The organism is Telluria sp. ZT3P26 (assembly GCF_059686035.1).
In genome coordinates, this window is sequence record NZ_JCASII010000002.1 from 424,043 (window position 1) to 442,792 (window position 18,750).

18 protein-coding genes are annotated in these 18,750 nt (G+C 62.8%); 9 read left to right on the plus strand and 9 right to left on the minus strand.

Features of this window, described 5'->3' with window-relative positions; genetic code table 11:
• Positions 1 to 8 precede the first annotated feature (8 nt).
• The 8 genes from xrtA to AC56LN_RS09740 are packed head-to-tail and all read right to left on the minus strand — an operon-like array spanning position 9 to position 9,964.
• Positions 9 to 1,583 (minus strand): exosortase A, encoded by a 1,575-nt coding sequence (xrtA, locus tag AC56LN_RS09705; RefSeq protein WP_499571289.1) that lies wholly within the window; start codon positions 1,581 to 1,583, stop codon positions 9 to 11.
• Complete coding sequence (locus tag AC56LN_RS09710; protein ID WP_499571291.1) at positions 1,574 to 2,776, minus strand: TIGR03087 family PEP-CTERM/XrtA system glycosyltransferase; 1,203 nt, start codon at positions 2,774 to 2,776, stop codon at positions 1,574 to 1,576. The genes xrtA and AC56LN_RS09710 overlap by 10 nt, the downstream gene beginning before the upstream one ends.
• A 4-nt stretch (positions 2,777 to 2,780) precedes the next feature.
• Complete coding sequence (locus tag AC56LN_RS09715; protein WP_499571293.1) at positions 2,781 to 3,881, minus strand: FemAB family XrtA/PEP-CTERM system-associated protein; 1,101 nt, start codon at positions 3,879 to 3,881, stop codon at positions 2,781 to 2,783.
• On the minus strand, positions 3,878 to 4,762 hold the full coding sequence (locus AC56LN_RS09720) for an XrtA system polysaccharide deacetylase (protein WP_183554692.1): 885 nt from the start codon (positions 4,760 to 4,762) through the stop codon (positions 3,878 to 3,880). Before AC56LN_RS09720 ends, AC56LN_RS09715 begins: the two co-directional genes overlap by 4 nt.
• 5 nt (positions 4,763 to 4,767) lie before the next feature.
• Positions 4,768 to 5,811 carry an XrtA/PEP-CTERM system-associated ATPase gene (locus tag AC56LN_RS09725; RefSeq protein ID WP_499571295.1) on the minus strand — a complete coding sequence of 348 codons (1,044 nt, stop codon included), beginning with the start codon at positions 5,809 to 5,811 and terminating at the stop codon, positions 4,768 to 4,770.
• Positions 5,812 to 5,827: 16 nt separating this feature from the next.
• Entirely contained in the window at positions 5,828 to 7,453 is a 1,626-nt protein-coding gene (locus tag AC56LN_RS09730) for a TIGR03016 family PEP-CTERM system-associated outer membrane protein (protein WP_499571297.1), read from the minus strand.
• A complete protein-coding gene (locus tag AC56LN_RS09735; protein ID WP_499571299.1) occupies positions 7,434 to 8,402 on the minus strand; it encodes an XrtA-associated tyrosine autokinase in 969 nt (322 codons plus the stop codon). The genes AC56LN_RS09730 and AC56LN_RS09735 overlap by 20 nt, the downstream gene beginning before the upstream one ends.
• Before the next feature lie 26 nt (positions 8,403 to 8,428).
• A complete protein-coding gene (locus AC56LN_RS09740; protein ID WP_499571301.1) occupies positions 8,429 to 9,964 on the minus strand; it encodes an XrtA system polysaccharide chain length determinant in 1,536 nt (511 codons plus the stop codon).
• A gap of 395 nt (positions 9,965 to 10,359) precedes the next feature.
• Between AC56LN_RS09740 and AC56LN_RS09745 the strand changes: the two genes are divergently transcribed.
• From AC56LN_RS09745 to pepA, 9 genes are all read left to right on the plus strand, one after another.
• A complete protein-coding gene (locus AC56LN_RS09745) occupies positions 10,360 to 11,142 on the plus strand; it encodes a S1 family peptidase (protein WP_499571303.1) in 783 nt (260 codons plus the stop codon).
• A gap of 195 nt (positions 11,143 to 11,337) precedes the next feature.
• Entirely contained in the window at positions 11,338 to 11,955 is a 618-nt protein-coding gene (locus AC56LN_RS09750) for an XrtA/PEP-CTERM system exopolysaccharide export protein (protein ID WP_482900157.1), read from the plus strand.
• A 173-nt stretch (positions 11,956 to 12,128) separates the two neighbouring features.
• On the plus strand, positions 12,129 to 12,722 hold the full coding sequence (locus AC56LN_RS09755) for a hypothetical protein (protein WP_499571305.1): 594 nt from the start codon (positions 12,129 to 12,131) through the stop codon (positions 12,720 to 12,722).
• Positions 12,700 to 13,005, plus strand: a complete 306-nt coding sequence (locus AC56LN_RS09760; protein ID WP_499571307.1) for an HPr-rel-A system PqqD family peptide chaperone — start codon at positions 12,700 to 12,702, stop codon at positions 13,003 to 13,005. Before AC56LN_RS09755 ends, AC56LN_RS09760 begins: the two co-directional genes overlap by 23 nt.
• Entirely contained in the window at positions 12,993 to 13,910 is a 918-nt protein-coding gene (locus AC56LN_RS09765; protein WP_499571309.1) for an HprK-related kinase A, read from the plus strand. The genes AC56LN_RS09760 and AC56LN_RS09765 overlap by 13 nt, the downstream gene beginning before the upstream one ends.
• Positions 13,907 to 15,007, plus strand: a complete 1,101-nt coding sequence (locus tag AC56LN_RS09770) for a nucleotidyltransferase domain-containing protein (RefSeq protein WP_499571311.1) — start codon at positions 13,907 to 13,909, stop codon at positions 15,005 to 15,007. Before AC56LN_RS09765 ends, AC56LN_RS09770 begins: the two co-directional genes overlap by 4 nt.
• Positions 15,008 to 15,159: 152 nt before the next feature.
• The gene (locus AC56LN_RS09775) at positions 15,160 to 15,891 is read left to right on the plus strand and encodes a GNAT family N-acetyltransferase (RefSeq protein ID WP_499571312.1); all 732 of its coding nucleotides are present in this window, start codon (positions 15,160 to 15,162) and stop codon (positions 15,889 to 15,891) included.
• Between the two features lie 140 nt (positions 15,892 to 16,031).
• Positions 16,032 to 16,697, plus strand: a complete 666-nt coding sequence (locus AC56LN_RS09780; RefSeq protein ID WP_499571314.1) for a class I SAM-dependent methyltransferase — start codon at positions 16,032 to 16,034, stop codon at positions 16,695 to 16,697.
• A 183-nt stretch (positions 16,698 to 16,880) separates the two neighbouring features.
• Entirely contained in the window at positions 16,881 to 17,708 is an 828-nt protein-coding gene (gene pepA, locus AC56LN_RS09785) for a flocculation-associated PEP-CTERM protein PepA (RefSeq protein ID WP_499571316.1), read from the plus strand.
• Positions 17,709 to 17,828: 120 nt separating this feature from the next.
• Here pepA and AC56LN_RS09790 read toward each other — a convergent pair whose 3' ends face one another.
• Entirely contained in the window at positions 17,829 to 18,707 is an 879-nt protein-coding gene (locus AC56LN_RS09790; RefSeq protein WP_499571318.1) for a ThiF family adenylyltransferase, read from the minus strand.
• Between the last annotated feature and the right edge of the window lie 43 nt (positions 18,708 to 18,750).

Genomic DNA, 18,750 nt, shown 5'->3' on the forward strand with positions numbered 1-18,750 from the left:
GATTCCGTTCAATGCGTGCGCGCGTGCTCGAGCGCACGCTCGATCGCCGGGCCCTGCACCGTCATGAAGGCGCGCAGTGCAGCGCGTGCGGCGTCGGGGTCGTCGCCCACCGGCGCCGACAGCAGCACGACGGCGCCATCGTCGCCGCGGAAGCGCAGCTTGGCCTGGGCCTGCAGCAGCTTGCCGACGTAGTTGTTCGAGGTCAGGTGGCCGTCGATCGACATCCATTGCCACACCAGGAACTGGCCGCCCGGACCCGTCATCCGTGTTTCGCGCAGCGTGACCGGCTTGCCGTCGATCGTTTCGTTGCGCGCCGTGCCGCCCAGCGCATGCCAGGCGTCGTCGGAGGCAGCCAGCATATTGATGGAGCTGATCAAAGCCTTGCCGTTGCGCTGGTTGCGGTAGTACATGATGTCGAGCGAGACCGGCGCCGTGGCGTCGGGGTTGCGGAACGTGGCGCGGTAGGTCGCATCGGGCGCAATCCAGCGCGGCGTCCAGCCGGTAAATGGCGCCGCCTGCGGCCAGCCGATCGCCACGCTCGTCAGCTCTACCTGCTGCGGATTGAGATTGGCCGCATCGTTGTAGCGGGCAAAGCCCGGCCACAGCGCGGCCAGCGCCACGACGGCGGCGCACATCGCCGCCATGCGTGCCGTGCTGACTGGCGGTACGCCATCGCGGCGGGTGCGCGCTGCCACCGGCAATTCGGCCGCCGGCAGCGGATCGTCGTCACGCCAGAAGCTGCCGATCCAGAACATCAGCAGCATCACGAGGCCGAAGAAGACCCAGCCATAGATCAGGTGGTCGACGCCGGTGGCCAGTTCCATGCCCGACAGGTGGCCGATCATCACGATCATGTAGGCGCGCAGGCCGTTGGCGATGATTGGCACGATGATCGACACGACTACAAAGAGTAAACGCTTCTTGGTCGACTGGTAGGTCAGGTAGGCGTACAGGCAGCCCAGCGTGACCGATGAAATCAGGTAGCGCACGCCGCTGCAGGCTTCCACCACCGACCACGAGCCGGTCGGCAGGTCGAAGCGGGTGCCGTTGCGCAGCACCGGGATGCCGGTGGCCTGCACGGCCCACACGGTGAAGTCGGCGGTCAGGTTGATCAGCGGCGCGACGAACACTTCGCCAAACGGCACCGCCAGCAGCAGAAACAGCAGCGGAAACGCGAGCGCTCCGGCCAGGCGCGGGCCAAGCATGGCCAGCGCGACGATCGGGAACATCGCGACAAACGCGTACTGCATCACGACCTGGACTTCGCCCATGCGCGCCAGCAGCCAGCCGGCCCCCAGCAGCGCCAGGAGGAGCAGTGCGGGCGCCCACGGGCGCGCGGGAATCGCATCGAACACGTCGCGCCGGCGCCAGATCAGCCACAGGCTGATCGGCAGGATGGCGTAGCCGTGGGCGAAGGTCTCGGAGCTGTTCCAGATCGCGACCAGCGATTCGGCGGTGCCCAGGTACAGGAAGAAGGGCGCGAGCAGTGCCAGCGCGATCAGCATGGCGCTCGAACGTGCCAGCGGGGTCGGAGCGGCGTCCAGATTGGCGCCGGCAATGCCGGATGGGGGTGTCACGTGCATTCCAGTCGCTCCTCGATGCAGGCCAGGTTGCTTGGCCAACTATAGTGCTGTTCGACCCGCGCGCGTGCGGCGCGGCCCATGCTTGCGTTCTGTTCGTGCTGGCGCGCCAGCAGCGCGCCCAACGTCTGGATCCAGGCCGGCGCGCCGTCGGCCACCGCCAGTTCGCTGCCTGGCGCCGCATCGATGCCTTCGAGCGCCTGCGGCGAGACCACCGTCGGCGTGGCCATGGCCATCGCTTCCAGCACCTTGTTCTGGATGCCGCGCGCGATGCGCAGCGGCGCCACCGCCACACAGCCGTGGCGGATATACGGGCGCACGTCGGGCACGGTGCCCGTCACGGTCACGCCCGGCAAGGCGCCGAGCGCCTGGACCTGGGCATTCGGGCGCGAGCCGACGATGTAGAAGGCCAGCGCCGGATCCTGCGCGCGCAGGGCAGGGAAGACTTCGTCGCAGAACCACTGCACCGCGTCGACGTTCGGCCAGTAATCCATCGCGCCAGTGAAGACAAGCGCGCGTTCGCCTGCCGCATACGGGCTGGCAGACGCATGCTCTGGCGAGAAGTACTCGGTATCCACGCCGTTGCTGAAGTGGCCGATGCGCGCCGTGCTCTCAGGCGCCAGCTTGCGGAACAGGTCCGCTTCGGGCGCGGAGACGAACAGCGACGCATCGTACTGGCTGGCGACCTGGCGTTCGTAGCGCAGCAACTGGCGCGCTTCGTGGCGGTACAGCCAGCTCATGGGCGGCGACTTCTTCTCGGCATACTGGCGCCACTTGTCCGAATCGACGTCGCAGAAGTCGATCACGCGCCGCGCATCGCCCAGCTTGTCGGCGTATTGCGCCATCGGCGACGAGAACACCATCACCCGATCGATCTTGTGCGTGGCGACCGTCTGGTCGACCCAGCGCGCCATGCCGGCATCCTGGTAGTAGTCGAGCGACAGCGAGCGGTTCTTGACGAGCGCGCCCAGGCTGCGCACGCGGGCGCGCAGCGGATTGAGAGGGGCAAAATGGCTGCTGGCGCACAGCGCCTCCACCGTCGGCACGTGCTGCCAGTCGTCGGCATCGTCGACGAACGTGGCCAGGTGCACGCGGTAGTCGCGCGCCAAGTGCTTGAGCAGGTGGTAGGAGCGGATCTTGTCGCCCTTGTTGGGCGGGTACGGGATGCGGTGAATCAGCAGCAGCAGGTCTTGCACGTTGTCAGCCCAGGTTGCGCACGATGTAAGGGCCCAGGAAGTTCGCCACCGGCAGCGGCAGCTTTTTCCACACCTTGATGAACAACTGGTACTTCGGGTTCAGCGGATTGTTGTCCGGCAGCGCATCGGTGGCGTACAGCTTGTACTCGTACGGCAGCGGCGTGGCAACGAAACCCCAGTTCTTCTTGAAGTCGTAGGCACCGGTGCCCAGCTTGCTGCGGCCAAAGTCGAACAGGCGGCAACCGCGCGCCGCGGCCGCCTGCATCAGGTTCCAGTACATGAAGTCATTGCCCGCCACTTCGCGCGCCAGGTCCATGCCGCCGCCGTAGTACGGCACGACTTCGTCGCGCCAGTAGAACGACAGCACCGAGCCGACCAGGCGGTCGTCGCTGGTGTAGATCGAGCGCACTTCGCATTCGGCGCCGAAGGTCTTCTGCAGCAGCGCGAAGTACTTCTTCGGGAACACCGGGGTGCCCAGGCGCAGCACGCTGTGGGCATAGGCCGTGAACATATGGTCGACGTTGTCCTCGACCACGCCCTTCAGGCCCAGCTTGATCCCCTTGCGCACCATCGCGCGCTGCTTGCGCGGGATGGCGTTGAGGTTCTCGTCATCGACGGCGCTGATCTCTTTGCGGAACGTGACGTACAGCTCCTTGGTCAGCCAGCTCGGGTCATGCGGGTGCGCGCGCTCCATGGCGCGGTATTCGAGGTGGCCCACGCCGAGCTGGCGCGCCAGCGCATCGGCCGCGCCATCGAGCAGCACGCGTGCGCCGTCGTCGATGGCCGCCACGCCGCCGTACACGCAAAACGGCATTGCGCCCAGCGAATGGCCGAACAGGCGGCTCTTGATCTCTGCCAGCGGCAGCACGCCCTGGATCTGGCCGTCCTGCTCGACGAAGTAGAACCAGGTCTTGATGCCGAACGATTGCTCGATCACGGACTGCCAGCCGGACAGATGGAAGAACGTCGCTTCCGGGCAGGCCCGGACGAACGCATCCCAGCGCGCCGCGGTCTGCGGCGTCATCAAATGCAGCGTCTGCGGACCGGCGGCAGCGGCGACGGGCGCCGCGCGCCTGGCTTGCGCCGCTTCGATGATCGAATTCATGGCTTGTCCAGGAAGATGCGGTCCATGCGGTCCCACTTGAAGTCACGCGCCAGCTGTTCGAGACGGCGCTCCATGCGGTCGATATTGACGTAGTGACGGAACTTCGCCTTGGCACCCAGGCCGTCGGGACGTGGCTGGTCGGTGTCGATTTCCCACGGGTGGAAGTAGAACAGGGCCGACTCGCCGTCTTCGCGGTTGACCTTTTCCATCATCCAGCGCGACAGCGCGTATGGCAGCAGGCGGAAGTAACCACCGCCGCCGGCCGGCAGGTGGCGGCCAGCCATCTTCACCGTGGTGATCGGTACTTCGAGGATGCCGTCCGGGCCGTTCGGGTAGAACGCGAAACGCGGCGCGTCGGGCATGCCGTAGTGGTCGTGCGCGATCGGATAGATGCTCGAGCTGTACTTGTAGCCCGCTTCGTGCAGCGCGTCGAGCGCCCACAGATTGCCGTGGCCGATTGAAAAACTCGGCGCGCGGTAGCCGACGACGGCCTGGCCGCCGATGTCTTCCAGCAGCGCCTTGGCCGAGCGGATATCGTTGTCGAATTCGGCGCGGCTCTGGTCCGAGGCGCGCAGGTGGCCGTAGCCGTGGCTGGCCAGCTCGTGGCCTGCCTCGACGATGCGGCGCACCATCGCGGGATAGCGCTCGGCGATCCAGCCCAGCGTGAAGAAGGTCGCGCGCACGCCTTCGCGCTCGTACAGCGCGAGGATGCGTTCCATATTGGCTTCGACGCGGCATTCGCGCGTTGGCCAGCTGTCGCGGTCGATGTACGGGGCAAACGCCGACACCTGGAAGTAGTCTTCCACGTCGCAGGTCATCGCATTGCGGATTTTTTCACCCGGCGCTGGACGCGGCCGGGCTGCGGGAGCGGTCATTTTCATGGCGTTTATTCCTGGTGGTCCGGGTGGTGGGGCGCAGCGCCGGAGGCAGTCGGTGGCGTGGCCGCGATCTTTTTCAGGATCGACAGCACCGACACGATCGATTTCTCGAGGCGCATCATGCGTTCGTCGAGCTGTTCGACGCTGGCGCGGCGCTCGGCCGGCTGCGGCTCGTTGCCGTGGCTGCTGCCGATTTTCTGCTCGGCGTGTGTCCCGGCCAGGTCATCCAGGTCGGGCGCGTCGAATTCTTCCGAGATGTCGCGCACCACGTCGTTGATGTGCGCTTCGGTGAATGCCTGCAGTTCTTCCAGGTAGCCCATCAGCAGCACGCGGTCCATCAGCGTGTTGGTCTTGCGCGGGATGCCGCCGCTGTAGGCGTAGATCGCGGCGTGCGCGCCGTCGTCGAACGACGGCGTGCCCTGCCAGCCGACGGTGGCCAGGCGGTGCTCGACATACGCGCGCGTTTCGGCCGCATCCATCGGACCCAGGTGGTAGCTGGCGATCACGCGCTGGCGCAGCTGCTGCATGCCGGGGCTGTGCAGCGTGGCGCGAAACTCGGGCTGGCCAAGCAGGAACGTCTGCAGCAGCGAACGTTCGTCGGTCTGGAAGTTCGACAGCATGCGCAGTTCTTCGACCGTGCGGGCGTTGAGGTTCTGGGCTTCGTCGATGACGAGCAGGGCGCGCTTGCCCTGGCGGTCGACCGTGCGCAGGAACTGCTCGAGGCGGTTGAGCAGCTCGGCCTTGCTCTGGCCTTCGTACGGCAGGCCGAAGCTCGACACCACCATGCGCAGCGTGTCTTCGGGATCTAGGCTGGTGTTGACGATATGCGCGGCCACGATCTGATCCAGCGGCAGCTTGCTCAGCATATTGCGCACGAGCGTGGTCTTGCCGGCGCCGACTTCACCTGTGATGACGATGAAGCCTTCGCCTTGCGACAGGCCGTACTCGAGGTAGGCCATGGCGCGCTTGTGCCCCTTGGACCCATAAAAGAAATGCGGGTCAGGGCGGAGCTGGAAGGGCTTGGCCGACAGGCCGTAATAGGTTTCGTACATCGTGGATCCGTTACGCTCAGAACTGCATGTTCAGGCTCGCCACGAGGGCGCGCTCGGTGTAGGTATTGCCGTTGTCGATATTGCCGTCGCTGTTCCAGCGGCCAAGGCTGCCGGTGCGGCGACGCAAGTCGATCGCGGCGAGCGTGTCGCCAAAGCGGCGCGATACCCCCACACGCAGTGTGCGCTGCTCGTCATCGAATCCGCCCGTCAGGGACTTGCTTTTGTTGAAGTCGTAGCCGGCCGTCAGGTTGGCGCGGGAACTGAGCTGGTAGGTATAGCTCGCGTTGGCGCCGATCTGGCGCACATTGTCGTTCAGGCTGCCTTGCTGGCTTCCCAGCAGAGCACTGTCGCTCTGCTGGGTGGACAGGGCGTTGCGGCGGGTGGCATATAGCGCGAACACGGCATTGGTGTGGGCTTTGCGGAATCCCATCGACGCGCGCAGCGATTTCTGGCGCAGGAAGCGGTTGCTTAGGTAATTGACGCTGTCGGTCAGCGACGGTGGCAGGCCGTTGGACTGGATATAGGCCGCGACAACGCGCTGGCGTTCGATCGGGTCAGGGTAGGCCGTGGCAAACATGCTGTCGAGCAGGCCCGCCGTGTCGAACGTCGATGGCAGCAGGAACTGCTGGCGCGACGTGGTCACGATATCGTCGTAGCTGATGTTCCAGGTCGTGTGACGCGAGCGATGCAGCGCCGACAGCGTGCCGGTGGTGCCGTAGAAGTGGCGTCCGAGCGTTGCCTCCACGCTGGTACGCAGCGACGGGGACCAAGCAAAGCCGAGCGACCAGTTGGCGCCTTGGTCGCTACCGCCCAGGCCTTCATAATCGTAACGGTCGTAGCCGGCATTGGCGAGCAGCGACAGGCGATTGCTGATGACATAGCGCAGCTTGGTCGACAGGTTCTCGTTCGACGAATCGCCATACTCGGCGCCGTCGAGTTTCTGCTTGACATAGCTGACACCCCAGCCAACCGTCCGGAACGCCGGACCGCTGTCGAGCGTGGCAAGCAGGGTGTTGCCCCCGGTGCCGCGGTAGCCGAGGGCGTCGCCGCCGCTTACCGAGTCGCGCGTGAAGCGCAGCATGCCAGACGCGACACTGCCGAAGCTGCGCGTCAGGTAGGGGCTGATGCTCCAAGAGTCGATTTCCGTGCGGTTGCGGTTCGAATACAGGTCGCCGCTCGGGCGCGGGCCGAAGGGAGAGATACTCTGCTGACCACGCGATGCGCTCGCATCGACGTAGAACAGGTCGCGCGCCAGCTCGCCTCTGAGGTTGCCGCGGTAGGTACGCTCGGTATCCTGGGGATCGAGACTCTGGCCGACGATGGCGGGGTCGGACAGGTTGCGCTTGTCGCTATCGCGCAGGTACGCAAAAGCGTGCACCTGTGCCGTGGCCTCGACCGTCAGACGCCGGCTGCGATTGAGCACCGTGATGCCGGGCGATACCTGCGTGATCAGATCGCTGTGCGCCAGCGCGTCTTCGGTCAGGTTGACGTTGTCGGTCCAGATCTCGCTTACCAACAGTGTCGGCGTGACCTTCCATTCGGCCTGCGCCGGACATGCGGCCACCAACATGGCGGCCGTTGCCAGTGGCGCGAGGCGCGGTAGGGCGAGGCCAGCGCGCTGCTTAGCCATAGTGGTAATCATACGTTTCTTCAATGCCCGGAATATCCCTGGTCTTGTTATAGAGCAGATTGACGTTGGCCATGCCTTCGAGCTGCTGCAACGCTTCCTTGACCGCGTGCTGGGTCGTGGTCTGGGCTTCCACCACGACGATGATCTGGCCCATGTGGCTGGCCAGCACCCGCGATTCACTGGTGAGCATCAGTGGCGGCGAATCGAAGATGATGACACGGTCGGGATAGCGGTGTGCGAGTTCGTGCACCATCGCCGTCATGGTCGAGCTGGCCAGCAGCTCGGTGGCACGGGGCGTGCTGGTACCCGCCGGCAGGATCGACAGCGTGTCGACGTTGGTGCGCAGCATGACGTCCGCCAGGTCGAGCTTGTCGTCGAGCAGGATGTCCATCAGGCCGCGCTGGGCCGGCAGGCCGAGCGTGCGCAGCACCGAAGGGCGCGCCACGTCGGCGTCGACCAGCAGCACCGTGTGATCGAGTTCCATCGCGATACTCATCGCCAGGTTGATCGCGCTGTAGGTCTTGCCTTCGCCCGGCAGCGAGCTCGTGACCATGATCAGGTTGCCCGGATTGTCTTTCGGGCCGCGCTCGGTGAAGGCGCGCTTGAGCAGCGGACGCTTGATGATCCGGAATTCTTCCAGCAGGTTCGTGCGGCCACCGGCCGCGGTGACCATGCCCAGCTCGCGCATGCGTGCCAGGTCCAGTTCGATGCGGCGCGTGCTGTAGCGGCCACTGGTCGCGGTATTGGCTGCGGTACCGGCCGCAGCGGTGGCGTCGGCCACTTCCGGGGCAACCGCCGGCGCCGTGGGGGCAGCGACCTGCTCCGGTGGGCGCGCCGGGACGTAGCCGGCATCGGGGGTGATGGGCTCTTGCGGATCCGCCACGATCACGGCGGCGGGGGTGGCAGCAGCGTTCTGGCGCTGCTGGTCGATGCGGCTGGCCGCTTTTTCGATAATGCTCACATTTGCTCCTTGGTGGCCAACCGGCCTTACATCGACGGGCGGATCATGATGGCTGCGACGCCGGCGCCGTACAGGCCGAACAGCAGCAGCACCGAAGCGGCCAGCGCGAGCAGGCGGCGCTTGCGCAGCACCGTCTGTTCGGCGGTCCAGTTCATGCTGACCGAGCCCAGGATCGGCAGCCCCGTGACTTCACGCAGGGCAGCCTGGCTGAGGAAGGTCGGACGCAGTTGGCTCAGCAGGAACGCACCGGCCAGGCCGGCGGCGAGGGCCGCGACGAAGACCAGCGAGAACAGCTGCATGCGGTTCGGGCCGCTCGGCGTCGCCGGCGCGGTCGGTGGATCGATGACGCGGAACGTCAGCATGTCGGTGGCCGACGACAGGTCGCCCGACAGCTTGGCCGACTCGCGGCTGGCCACCAGCTTCTGGTAATTTTCACGATTGACTTCGTAGTCGCGGTTCAGGCGTGCCAGCTGGGCTTCGATCTCGGGCACTTGCTCGCCCTGGCCACGCAGGCGACCGACGCGGCCGCTGTATTCGGCGACACGCGCCTGCAGCGACGCGACGCGCGCTTCGGCATCGGACAGTTGCACGGTCAGCTGCTGCAGCATCGGGCTGTAGCTGGCGCCCGGGTCCATGCTCGGCTTGTTGTTCTTGGCGGCTTCGGCGCGGCGCTCGCGCAGCTGCTCGAGCAGGCGGCGGTTGGCGACGATGTCGGGGTGCTGCTCGGTGTACTGGGTGCGCAGCGTGTCGAGCGTCTTGTTGACGTTGGCGATGCGCTCATCCAGCTCGGGATCGACGAAGATCGGCGTCGGACGCGAACCACTGCCGCCACTGTTGCCGCCGGAAATCTGGCGCCGGATCGCATTGCGCGCCTGCTCGGCCTCGGCCAGCTCCAGGCGGGCCTGACTCAGGCCTTCGCTGGTGGCGACCATGCGCGTGCCGTAGTCGGCGCCTTCGCTTGGCAGCATGCCGATATGGCGGATCTTGAATTCCTTCAGGCTGTTCTCGGCAGCGGCCAGGCGCTCTTCGTAGCTGCGGATCTGGTCGTCGATGAACTGCACCGCTTTTTCGGAATCCTGCTTCTTGTTGCCGAAGCTGCCTTCGACGAAGATGGTCAGGAAGGCCTGGACCACGTCCTTGCCTTCGCGGGCGCTGGTGCCGGTGTAGCTGATGGTGTAGATGTCATCACGCTCGGTGCCGGCAATCTTGATGTTGGCCATCATGTCGTCGACCAGTTTGTTCATCTGCTTGGCGTCGGTTGCCTTGACGTCGAGGTCGACCTCGCGCACCACGCGCTCGACGTTCGGACGGCTGATCAGGGTGCGGCGCATGAACAGGACCTGCTGCTCCAGGTTCGGCAGCATGGTCATGCCCGACAGCAGTGGCTTCAGGATGCTCTGGGTATCGACATACACGCGCGCCGACGCTTCATATTGGTTCGGCAACTTGTAGACGACCAGCCAGCCGGCCAGCGCCACCACCCAGGCGATGATGACCGCATGCCAGCGATACTTGCCGATGGCTTTGAGGAGGTTAAGAATCTGGGAAGTAATTTCAGCCATCGTATCAGTCTCGCCGGTCAGGTCCCGGTCTGCAAAAAACCAGGCTCACAAATAAACAAAGTGCATGATCGCTTGTACCCTGAGCAATTGCAATTGCAGGTTAGAAAATCCAGCGATTCTGGGTAAACGATACCGTCTGTTTGCAACACCTGAGCAAACAGCCAGAGAAAAATCTTAAGTGAATTTCATTACAGGATGCTTAATTGTTGCATTATCGCAAACATTTAGCGAAACCGCTTGTTGTATTTTTTGGCATGATTGCGTCACGGCGGAGGGCGTGACAGGGGACGCAAAAAATGTTGCTGAAATTCAAAGGTCCTTATTGTAATGGCTAAAAAGCGAAAGGGGCCGTACGATTGCTTCCATCGTGCAACTGCAACCAATGAGATCGTTTGATGATGCGTAGACTGTTTGGAAGAAAACTCGCGGCCGCCACCCTGGCCGTCCTGATATGGCCCGCCATCGTCATGGCGCCGGCAAGGGCGGCCACGCTGCCGCAGACGGTGGCGGCGGTCAAGCCGTCGATTGTCGGCATCGGCACCCAGATGCAGACGCGTAGCCCGGCCATCGTGTTCAGCGGCACCGGTTTCGTCGTCGGCGACGGCCTGAGCGTGATCACGAATGCTCACGTGGTGCCCAATGAACTCGACGGCGCCAGGCTGGAAAAGCTGGGCATCGTGGTACCGGACGGCGCCGGCGTGCGTTTCCGGGCGGCGCAACTGGTCGGACTCGACCGTCAGCATGATCTGGCCCACCTGCGCATCGAGGGCACACCGCTGCCAGCGTTGCGTCTTGGCAACGCCAGCATGGCGGCCGAGGGGCAGGCACTGGCGTTCACCGGGTTCCCGCTCGGCATGGTGCTGGGCCTGTATCCGGCCACGCACCGCGCGCTGCTGGCAGCCATCACGCCGGTCATGCAGCCGTCGCTCAATGCGCGCAAGCTCGATGCGCGCGCCGTGGTGCAGTTGCAGCGCTCGCCGTTCAGCATCTATCAGCTCGACGGTACCGCTTATCCGGGCAACAGCGGCAGCCCGCTGTTTGATCCCGAGACCGGGCAGGTGCTCGGCGTGATCAATATGGTGTTCGTGAAGGGGCTGAAAGAAACTGCGATCACGGCGCCAAGCGGTATTACGTATGCCATTCCTGTGCGTCATGTGCAGGAATTATTGGAGCGCTAGACTGACCGCCATGCGCTGGCTGATGCTGACGTGTTGATCATACAACAAGAAAGTATTTCAATTGTGCATGGCTTGTTCCCGCTGCGGCCTGCGTTACAATAGCGCAGGCCATGATGGCGAAATAACAATTATTGATTCGCGCGGTAAACCATGCAGGCAGGTGGGGTATGGCGCGTGCAAGGGATGAACGCGATGATGACGAAACTGACGAAACACCTGGTCGCCGCTGGCGCCGCTGCCTGCATGCTGATTCTGGCCGGTTGCGCCACGCCGCCGCCGCCAAGCACCGCCGCGATGGCACCGATCAATCCTGATTACCTGATTGGCCCTGGCGACAGCGTCAACATCATCGTCTGGCGCAACCCTGAGGTCTCGATGACGGTGCCGGTGCGTCCTGACGGCAAGATCACGACCCCGCTGGTCGAAGACCTGCCGGCCGCCGGCAAGACGTCGACTCAACTGGCGCGTGATATCGAAGGTGCACTGGCCAAGTTCATCCAGCAGCCGGTCGTGACCGTGATCGTGACCAATTTCATCGGTAACTTCAGCGACCAGATCCGCGTCATCGGCCAGGCCGCGCGTCCGCAGGCACTGCCGTATCGCCGCGAAATGTCGGTGATGGATGTCGTCATTGCCGTTGGTGGCGTAACCGAATTTGCATCGGGTAACAAGGCCAGCATCATCCGCACGGTCGACGGCAAGCAAGAGAAACTGCCAGTGCGTCTCGATGACCTGATCAAGGATGGCGATATCTCTGCCAACATCATGATGCGCCCGGGCGACATCCTGGTGATCCCGGAAAGTTTCTTCTAAAAAGCCTGTCGATTATTCTTACACTGCCGCGATTCAGCCTTCGCAATGCAGTGTAAAATCGTGCTTGACAAGCGTCTAAGTAGTTGTTTTAAGTAAGAATATTCCTACAGGAATTTCCAAGGGCACGAAACTTGCTCTATTACCTGTGTCGTAATTGAATTCGAGGACTAGCCGTGGCTAACGATCAGCAACAAAGCGGTAACGAGCCGCAACACCCATCCATCCCACCGGCGATGCCTCAGCATGGCGCCACGCGCCGCCGCCTGGCCAAAGCCGGCCTGGGCGCGGCGGGTGTGCTGATGACGCTGGAAAGCCACGCAACGCTGCAGAAAACCGGTTTCGTCTGCGAGTCGGCATCGGCCTTCCACTCGGCTGGCCTGAACAGCAACGTGGCCACCGAGCAGCGCTGCAATCCGCTGTCGCCATCGAACTGGTGCCATGTCCAGCGCAGCTGGCCATGCAACAAAACCAAGCGTTTCGCCGAAGTCTTCAAATGCAATGAAAAACGCTTCGAGAAAACCTATTTTGCCTGCTCAATGGCCGAGGTGATGACGTCGACGTTCGATGCCCAGTACGCGTACATCGGCAAGCATCTCTGCACGGCTTACCTGAACGTCATTTCGCGCCGCATCGACTTCCTCGACGTGCTGACGCTGCAACGTATGTGGAACGAACTCAAGAACACCGGCATGTACAAGGTCAATGCTAGTGTTTCCTGGAATATCCATCAGGTCAGGCAATACCTTGTCGCTGTCCACGGCGAGTGAGCAAGCAGGGGCCTGGCGTCGTCCGGGCCCTGCAGTTCTGCATTACCGCCAGTGGCAGGACGATGTCGTCCTGTTCAACGAAGTGTCAGGTGCAACCCACCTGCTGACTCCCGAGGCGCTGGTCGTGCTGCAACACATGGGCACCGGGCCCACATCTGAATCGGCGCTTGCGGCAATCCTGCGCGAACGTTTCGAAGTCGACGAGGCCACGCTGGCCCATGATGTGGCCGAGCTGCTCGAACAACTGTCCTCCCTGAATCTGATCGAACCATGTCTCTTGTAGCCGATCTGGGCCGTGCCGAACTGGTGCGGCGCCTGGGCGGCCCCGGTCTGTTGCTGCGCACCGGACCGTTTGTCAGCCGAATCCAATCGAATATTCCCCTGGTCGCCGATGGCATCGGGTTGATGTATCGCGACAACCTGATCGAGGAGCCGGGCGGCTTTGCCGATTTCCAGGTGCGCCTGCGTCAAAGTACCGGCCTGCGCCGCTGGTGGCATCCGCAGGTCCGCTTCGACCATGATGGCCGCGAGCCGTTCGCTCCGCTGCCGGTGGCGCAAGCCTGGCCGATGTTCGAATGGGTCATGAACTGGTGCGTCTCGAACCGCGCTCACCGTTACCTGATCGTGCACGCCGCCGTCATCGAGCGCAATGGCTGCGCGATCATCCTGCCGGCCCCGCCCGGCTCAGGCAAGAGCACGCTGTGCGCCGCCCTGGTCTGTCGCGGCTGGCGGCTGCTGTCGGATGAATTGACGCTGATCCGGCGCAGTGACGGCATGATCGCACCGCTGGCCCGGCCGGTCAGCCTCAAGAATGCCTCGATCGACGTGATCCGTGCGTTTGCGCCAGACGCCTTGCTCGGCCCGTCGGTACCCGGCACCAACAAGGGCACGATCGCGCACATGAAAGCGCCGGCCGCGAGCGTGGCGCAGGTTGGCAAGGTTGGGCGCGCACGCCACATCGTGTTTCCCCGCTACGAGGCAGGTGCCGCGACCACGCTCACCCCGCTGTCCAAGGGGCAATTGTTCATTCGGGTGGCAGAGAACGCCTTTAACTATTTCGTGCTCGGCCCTGCCGGCTTCGATTGCCTGGGCGATCTGGTCGACGGTGCCGACGGTCACGAATTCTGCTACAGCCAGCTGGACGAAGCGATCGCGCTGTTCGACGGCCTGGCGGGAGTGACGGCATGACCGCGCGCGCGCCATCGCTGCTGGTCGAGGTGCTGTCTGCGCCAGGCCGGGTCCGGCTGCTGGACCTGCCGGGCTGGGACCGCCTGCTGCGCCAGGCCAACAGCGCCAATGTCGGCGCGATCCTGGTGTTCCTGCTCGAGGAGCATGGCCTGCTCGACGACGTGCCGCCACAGCCGCGCGAGCACCTGGAAGCGGCGCGCATCGTCGCACTGCGCCATCGGCGCCTGACTGGCTACGAGGTCGAGCGCATCCGCAGCGACCTGGCCCAGCTGGGTCTGCCCCTGATTCTGCTCAAAGGCGCCGCCTACGCGATGGCCGGCTTGCCATCCGGCCGTGGTCGCCTGTTCTCGGACATCGACATCCTCGTACCCAAGGACAGGCTGGACGACGTGGAAAACGCGCTGATGGTCCATGGCTGGGCCAGCACCCACCACGACGCCTACGACCAGCGCTATTACCGCACCTGGATGCATGAGCTGCCGCCGATGGTGCACCTGCGGCGCGGCAATGCGATCGACGTCCATCACGCGATCCTGCCCGAAACCGCCCCGGTGCGGCCCGACCCGGCATTGCTGCGCGCGGCCGCACGGCCGATTCCCGGCGATCTCGGCGCGCTGGGCGTGTGTTCGTTGTCACCGCACGACATGTTTCTGCACAGCGCCGTGCACCTGTTCTTTGGTGGCGAATTCGACCAGGGATTGCGCGACCTGTTCGACATGCATCGCCTGGCGACGCATTTCGGCGCCGAGCCGGGCTTCTGGGATGGCCTGGTCGCGCGCGCTGTTGCGCTGGAACTCACCCGTCCGATGTTCTATGCGCTGCGCCACGCCAACCGCACGTTCGGCACGCCAGTACCAGCCTCGGTCATGGCCGCCGCCGAGGCGTTTGCACCGCCCCGGCCCGTGCTGGCGCTGATGGATGCACTGTTCACGCGGGCGCTGGTGCCGCCGCATCCCGACTGCGCGGCACGCTTCGACGGCGCTGCCCATTTCGCCTTGTATGTGCGTGGCAACTGGCTGCGGATGCCGTTGGTGTTGCTCACGCGCCACTTGTTTCACAAGGCTTTCGTGTCGCCACGTGCCGCAGAGGCCGCTTGACCTGATACTCTTTGCTGTGAGGGAATTTGCGTAGCAATTCCACTATTTCACATTCAATTTGTTAATAAAATTGGTTTTGTAGCAATTGTCGATGCAAAGATGACCGAATTGTCGTCCCTGCACGACGCGCCGATACTGTCAGGAGAACGTACATGATCGAGACATTAGCGCCAGCCATCCCTTACACCGGGCTTGGTGGCGATGACTCAGCCGCGGATGGTAATCCGAGCATCATTGATGTCACGATCAACCAGCGCGTATTCGGGATTCGCGCTGCCGACATTGATACCCAGCGCAATTCCGCGAGCATGCTCATCAGTAAGATGTACGCCTGGCGTGGTTACAGCGGCAATCACCAGATCGGCACTGACCCGAATCGGATCACGCTGACTGCATCGGATGCTGGCGATGTGTTCGGGACCTTAAGTCTGGGCATGGATTCGGATATCGGATTGCTCGCTGATCAGGTCTTCAAGGACCATATCGATCCATTTCGCCGGCGCGGACGGGTATGCGAGATCATCAAGCTCGCAGTCGATCCGGCAATCAAATCGAAGGCTGTGCTTGCATCGCTGTTTCATGTGTCATTGATCTATGCGCGTGATCTGAATGGCTGCAGTGACATTCTCATTGAAGTCAATCCGCGTCATCGCCGTTTCTACGAAGTCATGCTCGGATTCGAGCTCGTTTGCGAATCGCGCGACAATCCACGCGTGCAAGCGCCAGCAGTTCTATTGCGGGTATCAACCGCTTATGGCACCGAGCAGGTCAATAAGCTCGGCGGCATGCAGGACAAGGCGGTAGGCGAACGTTCACTGTTCCCATGGTTCTTTTCGCCGCGCGAGGAAGCCGGCATCGTCAACCGGCTGCGGCAGCTCGGTTAAGGACTCTTCACGCGCTGTCCTGCCGCTTCAGCGAGCCCGCACTGGTGCGCCAATTATTTCTCGATTGCATTTGTGCCTTGCCTGCCTGACCGGAACATCCTATATTCAGCGTTTCGTGTGTTTGAAAATGAGGATGCTCCATGACGACAGGTAAGACCAGGGATGAAATCGCTGAAGCCTATTCCTCTGAGCCGTGGTGGTACGACCTGCGTGGTTTTTTTATTCTGACCTTCGCTTATAACAGCACAATCGGGACCCAGATGCGCTTCTTTGGACCGAACTTCGGTCCCGACCACCTGGAAGTGGCTTGCGGCACCGGAACCCTGCTGGAAATGGTGCTGAACTGGCGTCGTCGCCGCAAATTGCCGCAAGTCAAGGTTACTGGCATCGACTATGCACCATCAATGCTTGCTGGCGCCAAGCGCCGCTTTGCCAACAATCCGCAAGTCCAGGTCCAGCATGCTGATGCAGCCCAGCTGCCGTTTGCCGACAACCGCTTCGACACAGCGAACATTGCCAACTCGATCCACTGTTTCCCGACCATCGACGGGGCGCTGCGCGACATTTTGCGTGTGCTCAAGCCGGGCGGGACGATGGCAGCAAATGTTCTGCTGTATCCAGCAGGAATTGCGCCGCTACGCTGGGCGGCGCAGAAGATTAACGACTGGGGCATCCGTAAAGGCATTCTATATAGCCCGTTCCACGTGGAAGAATTACGCGCCAAGATGTTGGCAGCAGGATATGTAATTCACTCGGAATTTACTTCCGGAAACACATGGAATGTGGTGGTACGCAAACCTCTGTAGGAATACTCTGACAGCATGGTATTTAAGCGGTAAATATGCTGTCGGTATTTTTTACAGTAGCATTTGATTTGAATCAATGAAAATAGATAACCACTTGATTTAAAACAAATATCCTGAGCTGGCACGGTGATTGCTTATATAGCTTCGTGAGTAGTACCCCAGACAACCCAGGAGATTTACGAAATGAACGCTTTTAAAAAAACCATCGTCGCAACGTCGATCGCAGCAGCCTCAATGTTCGCTGGCGCAACCGCTCAAGCGGCACCGTTTAACCCATTCACCATCGATCCAGTCGGTTCAACTGCTAATTTCCGCGCCGACAAGATCACCGGTAACTACACTGAGATCGCCACGTTCAACGATGACGGCACGTTCAACGTTTCCCTGTACTGGCGCGCTGGCCAGTTCGTCACCAACGGCGGCAACACTGCACTGACCCCTCTTGAGACTGGTCTGGGTTTCAACTACGGCATCTATGCTCTGTATAAAGCGTCCGGCACCGTGTCGGTCAATGGCAACATCACCACTTTCAATTTCGCGCCTAGCGAAGCTGGCGACCTGAAGTTCGTGTTGGATGCTCCATTGAATAATTCTTCGACGGATGTCATCGCTCCAGTCAACGGCCGTGGTGACTTTGTTATCGCTGGCAGCGATGATGACGTCTTGCTGGCAACGGGCGAGCCACTGACTGGCGTGGGTACCCTCAATCCAGGCCTGAGCACTTGCGGCGCCGACGGTATCAACTGCGGCAGCTTTGGTTCGAACACCACGTTCAACCTGACCGCTGCGGGCGCTGGTTTCTTCATTGCACCGAACCCGTTCTACAGCTTCTCGTTCCAGTCGGGTCAGCTGAACAACTTCAACCCAACCGGTACCCAGACCATCAACGGTTCGCTGGATGTCGTGTTCTCGAACGCAGCTGAAGTGCCAGAGCCAGCATCGGTTGGCCTGCTGGGCCTGGGCATGCTGGGTCTGTACGCAGCACGTCGCCGCAACAAGAAAGCTGCCTAAGAACCACGGGCCTGCCACGCAGGTCCTGTTCTCAAGCAAGAAAAAAACCACTGCCGGTAACGACAGTGGTTTTTTTTCGTCCTTCGACGCGTCGGCGCCGGTTGCCGACGCGTTCGTCGTTCAGCGGCCGGCCGCCGCCATGCGCGCAAACTGACGCCGGCCGATCGCCATCGCCAGGCGCTGGATCGGATGGCGGTTCCCGCCTGGCCGCCATGTGCGCTTGAGCTTGTTGCGGTAGGCATCGAACTGCATGCCCCAGGGCGCCGCCAGCACGTCGCCACGTCCCAGCAGGATCTTGAGCGACTCGGTGGCGATGATGCCGGCGCACAGCTGGCAGGCCATGATGGTCGACGGGCCACGCCGTTCGGCGAAGCTGACCGAGCCAGGCACCATCAGATAGGGACGGTGCAGGCCGCCCGGGGCCAGGCCGACGACAAAGCGCAGCGCCTTCTCTTCCTCCGGCAGATCGCCCCAGCCAAAATATTCCTCGAACGTCATCTTGCCCGGCATGAAGTTGAGCAGGGCAGCGCCCATGCCCAGTGGCGCGGCAGTGGTGGCCGGGATACCCAGGCGTGCGCAGGCGGCAAAGGTCTGCTGGCGTGCATCGAAGGCGAAGAAGTCCAGCGCGTCGACGTACAGGTCGACGCCGGCCAGGAATGCGTCGAGATTGTCGCTGTGGACGCCCTCGGGAAAAATCCTGATCTCGATGTCGGGATTGATGTCGCGCGCCATGCGCGCCAGCACGTCGGCCTTGGGCTGGCCGACCGTGGACATCATCGCGCCGACCTGGCGGTTAAAGTTGGGAATGTCGAACGTGTCGAAGTCGGCAATGTGAAACCGCGTGACGCCCAGACGGGCCAGCGTCAGCAGGTGCACGCCGCCGACGCCGCCGCCACCCGCGATAGCGATGCGCTTGCCACGCAACTGCTGCTGTTCGGCGGGCGTGACCCAGCCAATATTGCGTGAAAACGCCTGCTCGTACTGAAACGGATTGCTCATCGGGGACATTGCGAAAAAGTAGGGACGAGATGGTCGGCGCCGC